The organism is Burkholderia contaminans (assembly GCF_029633825.1).
In the GTDB taxonomy this organism is placed as follows: domain Bacteria; phylum Pseudomonadota; class Gammaproteobacteria; order Burkholderiales; family Burkholderiaceae; genus Burkholderia; species Burkholderia contaminans.
Genome location: NZ_CP090643.1, coordinates 237,778 through 252,574, shown reverse-complemented (window position 1 = coordinate 252,574; position 14,797 = coordinate 237,778). Strand labels below are relative to the sequence as shown.

Sequence of the window (14,797 nt, the reverse complement as noted above, 5' to 3'; positions counted from 1 at the left end):
CCAGTTCCATCTCGTAAGGGAGGGAGACCCGATTAGCGCGAGCGTCGGGGTGTCGCTGTGCAGTAAGAGTTGTAGTGGGAGCCGGCGACATAAACGCACATTTTTAAGACGGGCTCGCTCATGCCCCTCAAAACTATGGCTGGTGTGGTATCCCGGTAAAAACGGGCGCGCATTTCATAATGCGCAAGGCACGCGGCGAGGCGTGACCATTGTGTGAAGTGCGACTGTTGGAGGTAGGGATGAACGCACTGGAAGGGCAGAATGCGGTGCCGGCTCCGTCCGGAAGGCGAGGGGACGCGCCGAGCGGGTGGCGGCGTGAACTGCAGGGGATTTTGGACCGCCATGCGGGCGTGCGGGTGAATGGTGAGGTCGCCTCGCATCGCACTCGTGAACTGACAGCGTCGGTGCTATTTGCTGCATTCGGCACCCTCACGGGGCTGGGGTTCAAGCTCCAGAATCCGCGCAATCTTGGCGAGAAGCACGTTGAAGTACTCGTCGGCGAGTGGTATCGGCGTGGCCGCGCCGTGGCGACGATGCAGAACGAGCTCTCGGTGCTGCGCAAATTCGCGGCCTGGATCGGCAAAAAGGGGATGGTTCGGGCGCTTCCGGACTACCTACCGGACGTACCGAGAGTGGGCCTGCAGCGAGCGACCACGGCGGTTACGTCGAAATCGTGGTCTCAGAACGGGATCAACATTGACGAGAAGATCGCCTTGGCCGATGCACTGAATGAGCGGTTCGGGCTGATGATTCGGCTTGCCGTCGCGTTCGGACTCCGCCGCAAGGAAGTGTTGATGCTCAAACCGTGGAAGTGCGACCACGGTGACTACTTGGCTGTGTACCCGAATGCTGGGCCGAAGGGTGGCCGGGCGCGGAACGTGCGCATCACCAACCAGTATCAGCGGGAGGTACTGGATTACGTCAAGTCGCGGATGCCCAAGGGCGATTCGATGGGATGGAAAACAACGCGCCGCGGCAAACCGGCGACGCTTGCCTACAACCTCAAGGAATATGAGCGTCGGATGGAAGAGATCGGCATTACGAAGAGTGTCGCCGGCGTAAGCGGCCACGGTCTTCGCGCGGAATTCTCTGAGAACGCTGCCATGACGAACCCCGTAGCGCCGTTTGTGCCGGCAACGCTCGGGGGGGCGGCCGATCAACTACCCGCGGAGGATCTTCACCAGGCTTTGGGCCAAGTTAGCGAAATGCTCGGCCATAGCCGGGTGAATGTGACGAACTCGTACTACGGCCATTTCGAAGGCTTCCGTCGGGCGCCAAAGAAGGTCGGCGACGAGCAGCGCTTGGCGCGATCTGCGAAGTCGCGACCTGTTCTTCGTGGCGTGGGACCGGTACCGCAAAATGTAGCGGCTAGGGGTAAATCCCAAGAGAACGCGAAGCGTCGCAGGACGGAGGTTTTGCTTGATGTACGTCAAATGGACCTGCCCCTTAAAGACAGCGTCGTGATTTTCAAACCGCGGACACCAGAATCGAACAAAGAAAGTTGAAAGCGATCCCTAAGATCTCATCAAATGCTCGTCGAGATCTTGGGGACGCCTATCCCCAGTGCACTTTGCATTTTTTAATATTGTCAACACAGGTGAAAGAATGAAAAAGTTTTAGTATAGTTTGACTCCCGCGACGTACTGTTGCTTATCAATTTCACCAGATTTATCCGACTATGCCCGTTCGAAGGCCCAAGTACGCCGGAACAGAAGTGCTTACCTCTACATCAATGGATGAGCTCTTCGTCGCTCTGCGGCTTGCAGACGTCGCGGAGATCGTCGGGATGGTGGAAGGTCCGGAGCTTGACGATCTGATCAATGCAGCTGGTGTCAAGGCGGACGTTTGGCAAAATGAGCTGCCGGGCGGACCCTCTGTGACCATGATCACGATTGAAGCGGTGCGCGCGATCATGAGATTGAAGGGTACCCCCGAGGCTCTGAGGTTCACGACGTGGCTGAATAGACAATTCCCAGCAAACGCTTCACTGGCTGCGTTGGACGGCGACCTGACGTCCGACTATCTGTTCCAAGTCGAAGAAATGTACCGCGAGAACCCCGACATTCAGGCGAGTGAGATCGCGTCGCGACTTAAGATATCCGAGGTTGAGGCGGGGATTCTTCAAGTCCAAATCCGTCTCTTCCACCAGCAAAAGATCTAGGCCAACGCAGGCGCTTGAGAGTGATTCCTCCCTTGGACGCTTGCCTTCGGGGGACGGATGGAACACGTCGCGCACAACGAACGAATCGATCAACGAATTGATCTTGCCGGGCAGTCCATTCTGCTCGAAGACTTTCTCAGCGAACCAACACGCTATCGGCGGATGTTCGAGCTAGCCAAGGCAACGCAGGGGCACGCGCGGTGCATGTGCGTCAGCGGTGGCCGACGACTGCAGATTCGACTCCGCGAAGGACTCTATCACTTGGCGGTCTGGCCGGGCGATGCGCTCTCGCATCACCGGCGATGCACATTTCGGACACGGGCAGAGGCGGAGAGCGGACGCAAAGGATACGCGAAGGGCGCGATCATCGAGAAGCCCGACGGCACTGTCGATATCTCAGCAGACATTCCGCTGAAGGTCCGCGTCGAGGCTCGGAATGGTCCGGTGGAGCGCAGCGAGGATCCAAAGGGTGGCGGGCAGACGCGAGCGAAAGTCGGCATGCTCGGTCTTTTGCATTCACTGTGGGAGCGGGCAGGCCTGAACGAGTGGCGACCGCGCTGGACCAGGGACTGGTGGCGCTGCCGTCGAGAGCTCATCAATCTTGACGGCAACGTGAATGGCGAGTCAGTCGAGGACGTAATGTACTGTGTGCCAGCCTGGCGTGAATCGGAGCGCGTCGGCATTGAACGTGGTTGGGCGAGGTTTCGCGCACGTTTGGAGGCGCCCGGGGATTTTCGTTTCCGCGGAATCGTCATCGGCGAGCTGAAATCGATGGAGCTCTCGAAGTACAGCTTCAAGGTCAAGTTGAAGCACCACATGCACCCGTTCTTTGTCGATAAGGCTGTCGTGGAGCGAGCCGAGCGATCCGCGCCGCCAGCAGCCGCACAACGGGACAACCCATCGGCACATGTCATCGTGATCATGGTCGTTGAGGTTTCCCGCAGCGGCACGCTTAGGGGCGTTGATCTGTCTCTGATGTTGACCAGCCGCCACTACATACCAGCGGACTCATCTTACGAGATGCAAATGGCCGACGCCTTGGTCGACGCGGGCAGAATGTTCACGAAGCCCCTCCGGTACGATGGTGCAGCGGAGTTTCCGGACTTCCGCATCCAGGACCAGGAAGGCGAATGTGTCGTCGAGGTATGGGGGATGATGGGCAATCCCGAATACGAGGCGCGCAAGGCAGCGAAGATCAAGAGCTACAAGTCACGCGGGGTGCAGGTCATCGAATGGGACACGCGCCGCCCCATGCCGGCGCTTCACCGCGCAACTTGCGGCGCGGGAAAGCGGGTCGAATAAACTCGGCATTTCGCAGGGGGCAGAAGGGGGCAGAGGGTACGGTATCGAAGGTCGAAAAGTCACTTTTCGTGAATCACTAGGCAGGCTTGGTCTAGTGTCCCTTCATCTCGCCATACGAGGTCACCGCCCATGCTCCCGTCTGATTTTCCGGATCAGGCTTTCTCCGTTCAACCGTCCACTCGAGCGCTTGCTCGTGGGAGCGCGAGTGGCTCTCCGCGCAGACAGGGCACGAGAGGTCTCGGGTCCCGGGTGATCGTCGCAATGACGGCACTCGTTCTCGCGGGCGGCGCAGTATCGCCGACGGCTTTTGCGAAGGGCTCTGGCTTCAGCTCCAGTTCCAGCAGGTCCTCCTATAGCTCGGGTTCCAGTCGGTCGTCTTACAGCTCGAGTTACAGCTCCAGCTCGAGTTCGAGCCGCTCGTCGTACAGCTCGCCGAGTTACGGAAGTTCGTCGTATAGCTCGAGCTCGAACCGGTCGTCATCCAGCTCGCCGAGTTATGGCGGCTCGTCGTACAACTCCACCTCGAGCAAATCGACGTACAGCTCCCCCAGCTACAGCTCTCCGAGCAACAGCGGATCGTCGTCGAGCTCGACCTCGGAGCGCTCCTCGTACACCGCCCCGAATTACAGCGGCTCCTCGTACAGTGCCTCTTCCCAACCGTCGACGCCCAGTCAGGCTACCCCGCCTAAGACCTCGGGATTCACTAGCTCGGGCACGAGCAAGGTGATAGCGGCGACGGCGCTCGGCGGGGCGCTGTATGCGGCTCAGTCTGGGCACGATGCGGCCGCCACGCTGAGCGCCAACCAGGCAGCGCACGGTAGCGCCAATGTAACGACTCCTTCGAGCATCAGCAACGGCAGTACGGTGTCGCAGGGTGCGACGAAGAGCGCGCCGCCGGCCCCGGCGAACGTCCCTTCGAGCAATAGCACGTCATCGCCGCAAACCGTGGTGGTCCACAACTCCGGCGGGAACGACGGACTCCTGCTCGGCTACATGCTCGGTAGTGCAGGCTCCCGACATGATACGGTCGTCGTCCAACAACCGGCTCCGCAGGTTGCGGTCGCAGGCACTGCGTCATCCGCGATTGCGAGCCGTGACAACTCTGCGGATGCGGATCCATTGGCTCTCGCCGCGAACGATCCTGCTCAAGCGTCCTCGGCCAAAGCCGCGCAGGAGCCCATGACCTGGTTGGATCGCGTGATGGTGACGGTATTGGCACTCGGCGTGCTTGCCGCCGTCATCATGCTGGTCATGCGCTTGCGTACCGCATGGAAGGCCCGGCAGTCGCGTTTTACTTCCAGCACGAACTATCGTCTGTGAGCAAGCTCATGAGCCTCTTCGAAACGGCCCGGCGCATCGGCCAAAAGCGCATCGACGACTACATGCGTGCCCACACCACATCGCCAGAGCGCGTCGATACCGGGTTGCCATATGGCGCCCGTATCGGCGGCCTGATCGAGATGCCAATCGCCCAGTTCGCGCTGCTGGACGACACTCTCCTCGCGGTGCCGAAGGCCGCACAATTTCCGATCGTCGCGGTCAGCCGGCTTCGGATCGACGCGGACGAGGACCTTTCCATTTTCCGCCTGTATGTCGATACGGGTCCGGATCGGAATGGCCAGGGCGCCTTCCTCCAGATCATGACGGGTAAGAACCGCCCGGACGACGTCCGCGAGATGGCGTACTACCAGTTTCTCTTCCGCGAGTATCCGACCACGACTGAGGAGCAAGACGCTTTCTTGGGAAAGGGATTCGGGCTCGGGCAAGACCGGTACGAGATGGACCGGGAAGAGATTTCGCAGATCGCGCACTTGTCGACGAGCGCCGAGCGCATCGACGCGCTCCTGGGCGGCCAGGACAGCATCGGCTTCGAACGTGACGCGCCTGGCGGCGACTACCTTCGCCCGTGGACAGCGCGTGAGCGTCGTCTCGACGACAGCATCGGCGAGAAGGGCGTGGAAAAGACGCACTCGTTCATGCAGTACGTTCGCCGCCTGCCATCGGTCCTGAATGACGAACCCGGGCCGGTCGAACGCCTCTGGATCGATTTCGAGGAGGTCGAAACGATGGACGGCCGGCCGGCACGAGCCGTCTGGGTCGACTATCTCGCCGGCATTGCAGTCGATCCGCTGCGTGTGAAGATTCTCTGACGCTCCCTGCGGAGCTCATTCCCGTTGCATCCCAAACAAGCTCAATTTCTATTGCAGGAGAGCAAAATGTCCGGTTGGAAACTCGCCACGACCCTCATCGCAAAGCACGTTGGTGTGTTGGGCGACAAACTCGCGCAGCAGCTCGCTGCGTTCGATCCCGAGACCGCCACTCAGGTCGATCGTGACAACCTGCAGGCGAGGCTGCACGAAGTCGCGGTCAAGCTCGCGGAGGCGAACCAGAAGAACGATACGGCACAGAAGGCGGTGAAGGACCTGTCGACAAGCATCGAGGGTGACAGCAAGGCCGCGGAAGTCCTGATCGGCAAGTTCGAGAAGAACGAGGTCTCCGAGGCGACACTGACGCAGTTCACGAACGATCTGGAGCAGCGCAAGCAGGCGCTCCCGCGCCGCCAGGCAGACGCAGATGCGTCCGCCCAGCTCGTCGCGACGCTGCAAGATATTCTGAACACGGTCGAGAAGCAGCTGAGCGAGTTCGACGTGAAGGCACGTGCGGCGATGGCTGACCTTGCTCAGGCTCAGGCCGATCGCCAACGGGCGGAAACGATGCAGCAGCAGCAAGCAGAGCTCAACCGGTTGCAGTCGGGCACGGGCGGCGCGTCGACCGGGCTGGGCGCATTGCAAGCTGCTGCTGCGCGCACGCGCATCGAGGCGGACGCTGCGCAAACGGTCGCGTCGATCGGACAGAAGCCGCTGGATCAGCAGGCTGCCGTCGACGAAGCACGTCGAATCGCCGCGGGCGGTGCGGATGCCGGCAGCGAATCCGTCGTCGATCGCCTCCGTCGCGTCTCGCAGTCGCAATCCTGACGGGCGGTACTGCGCGGGGCGGCACCCTCGCGCAGTACTATATGCGGGAGACCAACCGACTCCCACAAAGGTACGTGATGGATGAGCCCACTGGCGCTGGTACGTTATTGAAACGGTTCCTAGGAGCGTTGCGCAAGCCGCAGGAAGAGAGTCGCGAGAGCGGTCTCGAAGCCACACCGAGCGACAAAGGTCGGTTTAGGCGTGTGATACCGATCGCGCCGGCAGCGGCCCGCGAAGCAGAGTTTCAGTGTCCACCGAGCTGCTGGGGCACCTGTTGCGATGGGACAGTGATGCTCGAGCCGACCGACGTCACAGCGATCATGCAGTTTGCCAACAAGCACTTTCAGCGTTTTGCGGAACACTTCGGAAAGATCTTCGTGCTCTTCGGCATGGATGGCGAAAAGTTCATTGCGACGCGCGGGATGGTCCAGCACGGCAACGCAACGCGGTTCGCATTCTTCCGAAATGCCGTGACGAGTGAGATGCTGGGGGACCTTCCGGCCTCCGGCCGTGTCTCGACTTCCGGACAACCTTTCTTCCACACGGTCCTTCGATACGATCCCGCTGCCGATACGATCGGCGGGTGTGTGTTCCTGACCGAGACCCGAACCTGCTTCCTTGAGGAGGTGGCAGTGGAGGCAGGCGAGGAGAGGTGGTCCGGGAAACCCGAAGGGTGCGTGCTGTTCCCCCTTGTGCCTGGCAATGATGGCGCCTTGAATCCTCTTCAGTCCCCTATCAACCAGCGTGCTGATAGTCCCCACCATGGGCTTCTCAAGAAACTCGGGGACGAGGCGTGTTGTCAGGCGGTCGGACCCGAGAACGCTGCGGCGGTTATGCAGCCGGCGCTCAAGTTCATCGTTGGGGAGAGGGAGCGGCGGAAGAAGGCGTTTGACGCGTGGCGGAAGTCCAAGGAAAAGGAGATTCGCAACAACGGGTTCCTCGCGTCGTTCGATCGACCCTCGGACGGAGCTCCGCCGCAGGGGAATCCGTAGACGGCCCCCTCGGAGGTTTATGCGGCTGAGACGGCGCGGTGCCTAGAACTCCTCGCGCCGCCAGCCTCCGCCGGCCCGCAAAGGGATCTTGGTGACCGCCACGAAGCGGAAGAAGGGATAGATGTGAGCCGCAGCTTTGATCTTCACGCGTGCGTCCTCTCTCCAGTATCCCTTCACCTCCCGGAGTTCGAGCACTCCGCACGCCAGTAGGGCGCCGTAGTCCGGTGTGTAGAAGGCATTCTTACCCAGCCGCAACTTGATCGGCTCGAACCCGAACCAGGTGATAGCACCGGCCCTTCGCTCCATTTCGAGGACGGTACCGTAGTCACTTTCCGTCTTGTTCATCACGCCATCAGGAAGCCTCCCGAGCGCGAGCATGCGATCCTCCGGCTTCGGCGGGGGGGCTAGCGTGAGCGCCTCAGGAAGAACCAGAGAGCTTCTCTGCTGATCGGCCGCCACTCCACGCGAGCCATTGCGCTTTCGTAGCGCTTCGTACTCTGCCTCAGAGATTCGAAACCCCTTCGCCATACCTTCCTCTATCAAAGCCGTTGATCCGTCGAGGCTACAGGTCAGGATTTCAATGCAAGTCGTCCACCGGACATGGCTGTCGGAAAGACCCCGCTTCCCGGGCGGCATTTGCACTCTCCACCTGACGGGGCAAGGCCAATAATTGGGCGCGGCGCTGCATTTGAGCGGCTACGCCAGGACCACTGGACTTTGACGGAACCGCAGGCATGCCCATGGATACGCCGCGCACCATTGCGCAAGAGCTCAGAGACCTCGGCCGCATTGACGTGCCGTTGCGAGTCAGGGCACTGATCGAGCGGGCGATCGCCGTGCTGGATAGCGTCGATGAATCGAACGCCGCGAAGAGGGCACCTCACACCGACGCTCTGGGGTTCCTGAGCAGAAATCCATCGATGGAGGCTGCGGAAGGCAATGGCCTGACGGCCCCCAGCGATGCGTTCGGCTCGGTCGCTGGCGGCGCGTTGCCGGACTGCTGGTGCGAGGCTTGCCGGCCGAACACGTTCGAGGACATGCGAATGATCCTTTGTCAGTCGTGCGGCAACAAGCGGTGCCCCCACGCAACGAATCACCTGAACGCGTGCACTGGTAGCAATGAGCCAGGCCAGAAGGGGAGTTCATGGGAGAACGTGATACCGCGATCCTCCGCGCCGCCGGCCGTCGATCGACGAGGACACGTAGCTCCGCATTCCATCGACGTGACAGCGTCTCTTGTGGATGGAAGCGAGAAAGAAAACTAGCGAGCGCGGCCTCCCCGCAAACCCTGACCTTTCACCACTCCACCCTGGGCGGCGCCCTGAAGGCCTCAATGACCGAAGCGAATCCTGATGGCGTGATCACCGAAATCCGAGAGCTAAACCTCTCGTACTTGCTCCTTGCCCAGCGCCTCCTGCGCGAAGACCGAGCAATGGCGATGTTCCGCCTCGGCGTGTCGTCCGAGATCGCTGAACTGATCGAGGGCCTGACGCTCGCGCAGACAGTCAAGCTCGCGGCCGTCAGCAATCCGCTCTGCCGATTTCGGATGGACGAGCAGATATTTCTGTCCGCCATCGCGGATAAGGGCCGCGGCGCCACGCCGACACAGATGCATGCAGCGATCCTGCTCGCGGCCCAACCGGTGGAGGCGTTCCGGTGAGGCGCGAGAATGACGCGAAGGCAGGCGGCCCGGGACGAAAGACCGTTATGGGTGAGATCCGCGAGATCGTCCTCGCCATCGAGCTCATCGAGCTGGGTGCGCGACTGCAGTTGCTTGAGTCGGAGACGCGATTGTCGCGAGACCGCCTCATCAAGCTCTACAAGGAACTGAAGGGTGTGTCGCCTCCGAAGGGAATGTTGCCGTTCTCAGCAGACTGGTTCATGACGTGGCTGCCAAACGTTCACTCCTCGCTGTTCTACAACATCCACCGCTTCATGCGTCAACAGGGTGGCTGCGACCCGATCCAGGCTCTCGTGAAGAGCTACCGGCTCTACCTTGAGAACGTTTCACTGTCTGACGGTGAGGCGATTCTCACCTTCACCCGCGCCTGGACGCTGGTGCGCTTCTTCGATTCCGGGTTGCTCACCACGTCCTCATGTACTCGCTGCGGCGGCGATTTCGTAGCGCACGCACACGATCCTCAACACAACTTCGTCTGTGGCCTGTGCGCGCCGCCGTCACGAGCGGGAAAGACCCGCAAGTCGGCTGACTTCGCGCCGCCGGTGCCGGCACCGTTGACGAATACACACGACCTTCACACGATCTAAGGAGTCGACTCATGACTGAAGCAGAGATGGAAGTAGCGGAAGGGCAGTTGCTTGAATGTCTGAAGGCAGGTGACCTGCGTGCGCTCCCGCACGCGCCCCTGCCGGATCAGGTGATTGCTGAACGTCTGGAAGACGAGCTCGATTCCGATGACGCCGGCGACCGGGTGGCTATTTAAGCGGAAGTTCGAAAGCCGGTTCCCTTGCTCGAGTTCCCATGGGGCGCGCTCGAGCTGCGGATGATCGAGGCGGACGAAGACACGCCGGCCGGTCTCGAAGCCACCGTCTACGTCAACGAGACGTTCAACAACATCGACCTGCTGTCGCGCCTTTCCGAGACGCTTCCTGGTGAGCTGGTGGAGTACCTCAGCTCAAGCGACGATCGCGCGGTGATCAGCGCATTGCCCGAGGATCCGGACGAGTATGAAGGGCCCGAGGTCGTGACGTTCTCGTCTCATAGCGACGGGGGATGGGCAAGTGGAGCGCTGATCTTCTGGTTTGACGGGGAGCTCGCACCGATCGAGAAGCAGCGAGAGCAGGTGGGCCTGTCGTTGGGCGAGCTCATGTACAACCTCGGGGACCTGATCCGCGAGTGCATCGCAGATATCAACGACCCGAAGGCGGCGGCGAAACACCGCTGGAGCCCTGCTTGGCGGGTGAAGGGCGCCACCAATGCCGACGCAGAGATCCTCGATCGAGCTGCCCGCAAACCCTGACCATTCGCACTTTCCTGCCGAAGTCTGGAGGGCGCAAGGCAGTTAAGCCCCTTCGAACTCCGTCGCCGGCCGCCGGGCGCGGTCGGCAAAATCTCTGGAGCTGACTATGTTCGACAACAATCGGAAAACGGTCATCATCGCATCGATAGTCGTTGCGATCTCGATCTTCGCCCTGAATCTACTGTTCAACCGCGGCAATCTCCTGCTCGCTGGTGGCAGTGCGCTGCTCAGCGTGCCATTCTTTCTGCTCGGCACTCGCTTGCTTCGCAGCTATCGTGGATCACTTGCGGAGCGGGCGAGCCGTCCCGCAAGCGATGCCGAGAATGTCGTGTGGGACGTCTACATGAACAAAGTGCACGTCGGCACGATCTCCGACGATCGGCTCGCTGCGCTGCAGGACACGGTTGCAGATAACTGGCGGAACATGGCTACTCAAGCGGTCAACTTGTTCGGCGTGCCTCTTCGCATGTTCGACCTGTTCGTGTCCACGATTCCGGCTGTCACGTTCTGGCTGATTCTCGGGTGGGCCATGATCGCGCCGGATTCGCTCGTCGAGACCTTCAGTAGTGTGCGGAGCTCGTCACTCCAGCAGCTACAGCACGGGGTGTCGGTGGCGATCTGGATGCTTATCAACATCTGTTTGGTGGCGTTTCTGCTGCGTATGGGCTTCGGTGGGCAAACGTACGGGGCGCGTAACGTCTATCTCGAAGCTCTCGGCGATCTTCTGCGCCAGGAGCTCAAAGTGGCGGCGACGGGGAGTATGACGATTTCGCGAGAGAGCAACGGCGAAGTGTCGCAATTTCAGCCCGACATGGCGGGGTGGTATCGAGCACGTGAGCGTGCACGCCGCTCGGCGCGAGCGGCCAGGGCCTAGTCCAGATCACCGTGCGGAGGACTCGAATACCGATATCTCCGCGCCATCGAAAGTGCTCCCCGCAAACGATGACCTTTCGCAGCGGCGGCCCGCGCTGGTGGACCGCCAGGCGCTATGTTTAGGCGCTTTCTGGACTCGTGTTCGAATGTATGGCTCTTCGGAGAATACGGAGGGGAATGGATATGGCTATGAGCGACGAACAGCCGCCGCGGTGGATCCCATTCGTAGTGTGCGCGACGGTCGTATGCGCGGCTGGAGCGACGGGTTACTTGGGCGTGACGCTCGGGCAGGTGATGGTCGCGAACGGCGAGCGGTTCTTCGGTTGGCTTTTCATGGGACTCTCGGTCGCCGTTTGCGGAGGTGCCGCCGCGCATATCTTGCACGCCGGGTGGAACGCTATCCGATAGCGACAGTTGGTTCTGTTGGGAAAATATCTGATGCTCAATGACGATTCGCTGACTCCTCACCTGCTCGTCGCTGGCTTTGCCGTCATCATCTCGTACCCGCTTCTGTATGCATTTCTTCGGTGGGTGAAGAAGGTCCCGTTGCGCTTCAACGTGGCGGTGTTTGCCGCTGTCGTCGCGGCCGGCCTGTTACCGCTGGAGTGGGGCGGTTTCATAGCCAATCGATCTTCAGCGCAACTCAACTTGATGATCACCTTGATGTCAGCCGAGCAGAGTGCTCGAGATACGTTGCTCGTCTGTGATGGTGACCCTCGCAAGGTTGCTCCCGGCCGCCTCGAGGACGCAGCCGCGCGGCTCGCCAACGCCAATGAGAAGTGGGTGAGTCTGAAGGATCAGAGGGAAATCACACCGGCACAGTGGCTTAAGCTGGAGAAGAAGTGCGACGGCTGGATTGCGCGCCGGAAGCCAGATCCCGCGGCGGCTGCGCTCAATCGCGCCACGCAGGATTACATGAAGTGGTTGATCGCGGTGCTGGTCACGGGTGTGATCGGTTGCTTTGCGCTGTACGACCTCGCGGTGGGGCGCGTACGAGAAGACTTGAAGGAGGCGAATGCAGAGGGGCGGGTGGAGCTCAAGGGTGTTCGCGACGTCCTCTTCGTTGCCGGAGTTTGCGTAATCGCCTTTATGCCGTTCAGTTTTATGTGGGCTCGGCTCTTCAAGCTCTGCACGCGACCGGCGGCTGGGAACGAAGCCCGGAAAGCCTCTTAGTGCACAAGCGACGTGACTCCCGCGACCTTACCTTCTGTCGGCGGCGAGTTGCGTGACCGACTAAGCATGGTCGCCATCGCGCGATGGCGACCCGATCAACATCGTGCGCTGCCCCGCGCCTCGTGACTTGGGCCAACTACCCGCCAGGAGATAGCAATGAACTCGTTCTTCCGTCATACCGTCGACGACAAGCCAATCTCTCCTTCACGAGCGGAGCGGTTCCTTTCGTTGATAGCCGGTGCATCGCTTATTCCTGTAATGGTGCTCCAAATGGTCGAAGCCGTCCCAGCCCACGCGCTGCAAGAAGCGTTACAGGGGAGAGGGATGCCGTCTCTCGAAGCAATCGGCACGGTGATTGACCGCTTGTTCGCACCACTTCGCGGCGTCGCCGGCATGAGCAATTCACAAATCGCTGCGGTGGTTGAGTTGGTTTCGAATTGGGGCGCGTCGGCCGTCTACTACGGGGCATTGATGCTGTGCGTTGGCTCCTTGGCTGGTTCGGCAATGCTAGCGATGCGGCGCGATCAGAAGCGCGTCACCAGCAGGATGGGTGATGCACGGTCATGGTGACGACGAGATCACCGGCCCGGACCGCAATGCTTGATCTAAGGCTCCCACGACCGGAGGACCGGGTGCCGGCAGACATGTACCGCGCCGCCCGTGGGTGGCTTCTTGCGAATGACCCTGATGCTCCTCGGATGATCGAATGGTCATTGAATGGCACCCGTCCTCCGATGAACGCCGAGGACATGGCTTGCGAGGTCATCTGGATCATCCTCTGCGCGGGCCGCTCAGCTCAGGCGGCCAGGACGATCGAGGCCAAGGTGTTCCGCGCGATTCGCGCCGGCGAGCCCGTTGTCACGGCGTTCGGTTACCGGGCGAAGGCTGCCGCGATCGAACGCGCTTGGCGGGAGCGGGAGGCCGACTTCATGACGCTGCAGGACACTCTGTCTACGGGGGATGTCGTCCAGTTGCTCGAATGGTGCCGCGGGATCCCCTTCGTCGGGGAGGTTACGAAGTACCAACTCGCGAAGAATTTTGGGGCAGCGGTATGCAAGCCAGATCTATGGCTCGCACGACTATGCGGAATCCCCGATCGGCCTGTGGTGCCGTCGGGGGTTCGGTTTCAGGCATGCATGGCGCTCTGTGACTCGCTCGCTCGAGCGACAGGGGACAGTATCCCCGTGGTCGATAGCGTGCTCTGGCTTGCTTGCAACAAGGGCGTTTTGGTTACCGACTGCAACGCGGCGGCGGTTGCTCTGAACACGAAGCCCGCGCCGCCACGATCGATCTACGAAGCCGGACGCGCGTCATCGTGAGTGGCGGTCACCGAGGTTAGATCCTGGTCCATGCCGAGAATCTCGACTACACCCTCAACTCAACTCGTTGACTGAGCCTCAAGGTCGAAGTGGGCCGTCCGATCACCATTGCTCGACCGACCAACACGGAAATACAAGCTATGAATCGACAGGACAGCGACCAGTACCTGCAATCGACCTTTGACGTTGGCTCCGAGGAAAGCGCCGACGGTGCCGTTGGCGCGCGAGAGCGTTGGCTCGATCGGGCGGCGCGAAATGAACTCGTCGATCGGATTCGAGAACTGGAGGCGCGTGAGAAGGCACGTGACGAGGTCCTCGCCCCGCCATGAAGTGGCTTTTGGAGCGCCTTGGGGCTGCCTCTCAACATGACTGGGAGGTGCGAGGGGTGGTGAGTACTCTCGATGAGAAGGACCCATCGTCGGCGGTCGGAGTGCTTCTGGAGCTAGCTCAACACGCCGCCCGCGTCGCGGCGGCGGATGGCAAGGTCCTTAGCTTCCTCAGTGACTACCGTCCGGACCTTGTCGCGCTGATCATCGCAAGGCGTCGCAACGACCTTGCACGGCTGACCAACGACTGGCCAGCCGCGGCATTGGCCAACTATCTTCGAAACGTGCTTGTCGATCGGATCAACTGCCCAGTGCGAACAGGCTACGCGCATCTGCCCTCGATCATTTACTGGGCGGGAGTGCTCGAGCGCTACAGCACGGATCGCTTCGACATTCTGGCTGACCATCAATCCGTCGACTGCGATCGCGGTGACACGGAGTTTGCGGAAGGGCGGGAAGTGGCCTTGAGCAAGGCCCATCCGGAGTGCCCATACGATCGAGCCCAGTACGCGTTTAAGGCTGCAATGTGGTGGCAGGGATACCAGGCGGGGTACAACGAGAGGTTCTTCCCGCGGCAGTAGCTGCCAGCCTGGTGCGGGCACAGGATTGCCGCGACCGCGCCCATCGAGTTGATGATATTCTCCCCCTAGCCGTTCAATCGGCACTCTCGCCCCTGGATAGCGGCATCTCAACTC

Annotated in this window: 20 protein-coding genes; 18 read left to right on the top strand and 2 right to left on the bottom strand. The window is 61.0% G+C overall.

The features are described from left to right. Positions 1 to 239: 239 nt before the first annotated feature. The 3 genes from LXE91_RS40425 (at position 240) to LXE91_RS40415 (ending at position 3,463) form a co-directional block, all read left to right on the top strand. On the top strand, positions 240 to 1,505 hold the full coding sequence (locus LXE91_RS40425; protein ID WP_052760129.1) for a tyrosine-type recombinase/integrase: 1,266 nt from the start codon (positions 240 to 242) through the stop codon (positions 1,503 to 1,505). Between the two features lie 209 nt (positions 1,506 to 1,714). Beyond that, complete coding sequence (locus LXE91_RS40420) at positions 1,715 to 2,161, top strand: hypothetical protein (protein WP_077019799.1); 447 nt, start codon at positions 1,715 to 1,717, stop codon at positions 2,159 to 2,161. Positions 2,162 to 2,218: 57 nt separating this feature from the next. Continuing rightward, entirely contained in the window at positions 2,219 to 3,463 is a 1,245-nt protein-coding gene (locus LXE91_RS40415; RefSeq protein ID WP_077019800.1) for a DUF1173 family protein, read from the top strand. Positions 3,464 to 3,788: 325 nt separating this feature from the next. On the opposite strand, the gene LXE91_RS40410 is transcribed toward LXE91_RS40415, so the two are convergent. Next, a complete protein-coding gene (locus LXE91_RS40410; RefSeq protein WP_158077528.1) occupies positions 3,789 to 3,944 on the bottom strand; it encodes a hypothetical protein in 156 nt (51 codons plus the stop codon). 242 nt (positions 3,945 to 4,186) lie between these two features. Here LXE91_RS40410 and LXE91_RS40405 point away from each other — a divergent pair, with 242 nt between their 5' ends. From LXE91_RS40405 to LXE91_RS40390, 4 genes are all read left to right on the top strand, one after another. Continuing rightward, the gene (locus LXE91_RS40405) at positions 4,187 to 4,783 is read left to right on the top strand and encodes a hypothetical protein (protein ID WP_046543835.1); all 597 of its coding nucleotides are present in this window, start codon (positions 4,187 to 4,189) and stop codon (positions 4,781 to 4,783) included. Positions 4,784 to 4,791: 8 nt separating this feature from the next. After that, positions 4,792 to 5,613: a DUF2491 family protein gene (locus LXE91_RS40400; protein ID WP_046544012.1), complete on the top strand. Its 822-nt coding sequence runs from the start codon at positions 4,792 to 4,794 to the stop codon at positions 5,611 to 5,613. A 24-nt stretch (positions 5,614 to 5,637) separates the two neighbouring features. Further along, complete coding sequence (locus LXE91_RS40395; RefSeq protein WP_226285510.1) at positions 5,638 to 6,438, top strand: hypothetical protein; 801 nt, start codon at positions 5,638 to 5,640, stop codon at positions 6,436 to 6,438. 290 nt (positions 6,439 to 6,728) lie between these two features. Then, positions 6,729 to 7,430 carry a hypothetical protein gene (locus LXE91_RS40390; protein ID WP_046543833.1) on the top strand — a complete coding sequence of 234 codons (702 nt, stop codon included), beginning with the start codon at positions 6,729 to 6,731 and terminating at the stop codon, positions 7,428 to 7,430. A 42-nt stretch (positions 7,431 to 7,472) separates the two neighbouring features. Here the strand turns inward: LXE91_RS40390 and LXE91_RS40385 are convergent, their stop codons facing one another. Next, a complete protein-coding gene (locus LXE91_RS40385; protein ID WP_046544011.1) occupies positions 7,473 to 7,808 on the bottom strand; it encodes a hypothetical protein in 336 nt (111 codons plus the stop codon). A gap of 362 nt (positions 7,809 to 8,170) precedes the next feature. On the opposite strand from LXE91_RS40385, the gene LXE91_RS40380 reads away from it, so the two are divergent. The 11 genes from LXE91_RS40380 to LXE91_RS40330 all read left to right on the top strand — a co-directional run bounded on the left by LXE91_RS40380 (position 8,171) and on the right by LXE91_RS40330 (position 14,683). Continuing rightward, positions 8,171 to 8,695 carry a hypothetical protein gene (locus LXE91_RS40380; protein ID WP_135370890.1) on the top strand — a complete coding sequence of 175 codons (525 nt, stop codon included), beginning with the start codon at positions 8,171 to 8,173 and terminating at the stop codon, positions 8,693 to 8,695. A gap of 68 nt (positions 8,696 to 8,763) precedes the next feature. Further along, entirely contained in the window at positions 8,764 to 9,090 is a 327-nt protein-coding gene (flhD, locus tag LXE91_RS40375; protein ID WP_046543832.1) for a flagellar transcriptional regulator FlhD, read from the top strand. A 47-nt stretch (positions 9,091 to 9,137) separates the two neighbouring features. Next, entirely contained in the window at positions 9,138 to 9,698 is a 561-nt protein-coding gene (gene flhC / locus LXE91_RS40370) for a flagellar transcriptional regulator FlhC (RefSeq protein ID WP_046543831.1), read from the top strand. Between the two features lie 11 nt (positions 9,699 to 9,709). Beyond that, positions 9,710 to 9,874 carry a hypothetical protein gene (locus LXE91_RS40365; protein ID WP_158077527.1) on the top strand — a complete coding sequence of 55 codons (165 nt, stop codon included), beginning with the start codon at positions 9,710 to 9,712 and terminating at the stop codon, positions 9,872 to 9,874. Between the two features lie 24 nt (positions 9,875 to 9,898). Next, complete coding sequence (locus tag LXE91_RS40360; protein WP_046543830.1) at positions 9,899 to 10,411, top strand: hypothetical protein; 513 nt, start codon at positions 9,899 to 9,901, stop codon at positions 10,409 to 10,411. Positions 10,412 to 10,517: 106 nt separating this feature from the next. After that, positions 10,518 to 11,285, top strand: a complete 768-nt coding sequence (locus LXE91_RS40355) for a hypothetical protein (RefSeq protein ID WP_046543829.1) — start codon at positions 10,518 to 10,520, stop codon at positions 11,283 to 11,285. Positions 11,286 to 11,722: 437 nt separating this feature from the next. Continuing rightward, positions 11,723 to 12,457: a hypothetical protein gene (locus LXE91_RS40350; protein ID WP_046543827.1), complete on the top strand. Its 735-nt coding sequence runs from the start codon at positions 11,723 to 11,725 to the stop codon at positions 12,455 to 12,457. A gap of 156 nt (positions 12,458 to 12,613) precedes the next feature. Beyond that, on the top strand, positions 12,614 to 13,027 hold the full coding sequence (locus LXE91_RS40345) for a hypothetical protein (RefSeq protein WP_046543826.1): 414 nt from the start codon (positions 12,614 to 12,616) through the stop codon (positions 13,025 to 13,027). Between the two features lie 128 nt (positions 13,028 to 13,155). Then, positions 13,156 to 13,776 carry a hypothetical protein gene (locus LXE91_RS40340; protein ID WP_226147270.1) on the top strand — a complete coding sequence of 207 codons (621 nt, stop codon included), beginning with the start codon at positions 13,156 to 13,158 and terminating at the stop codon, positions 13,774 to 13,776. A 140-nt stretch (positions 13,777 to 13,916) separates the two neighbouring features. After that, positions 13,917 to 14,105, top strand: a complete 189-nt coding sequence (locus LXE91_RS40335; protein WP_278068190.1) for a hypothetical protein — start codon at positions 13,917 to 13,919, stop codon at positions 14,103 to 14,105. Positions 14,106 to 14,164: 59 nt separating this feature from the next. Beyond that, positions 14,165 to 14,683 (top strand): hypothetical protein, encoded by a 519-nt coding sequence (locus tag LXE91_RS40330; RefSeq protein WP_278068189.1) that lies wholly within the window; start codon positions 14,165 to 14,167, stop codon positions 14,681 to 14,683. The last annotated feature ends 114 nt before the right edge of the window (positions 14,684 to 14,797 follow it).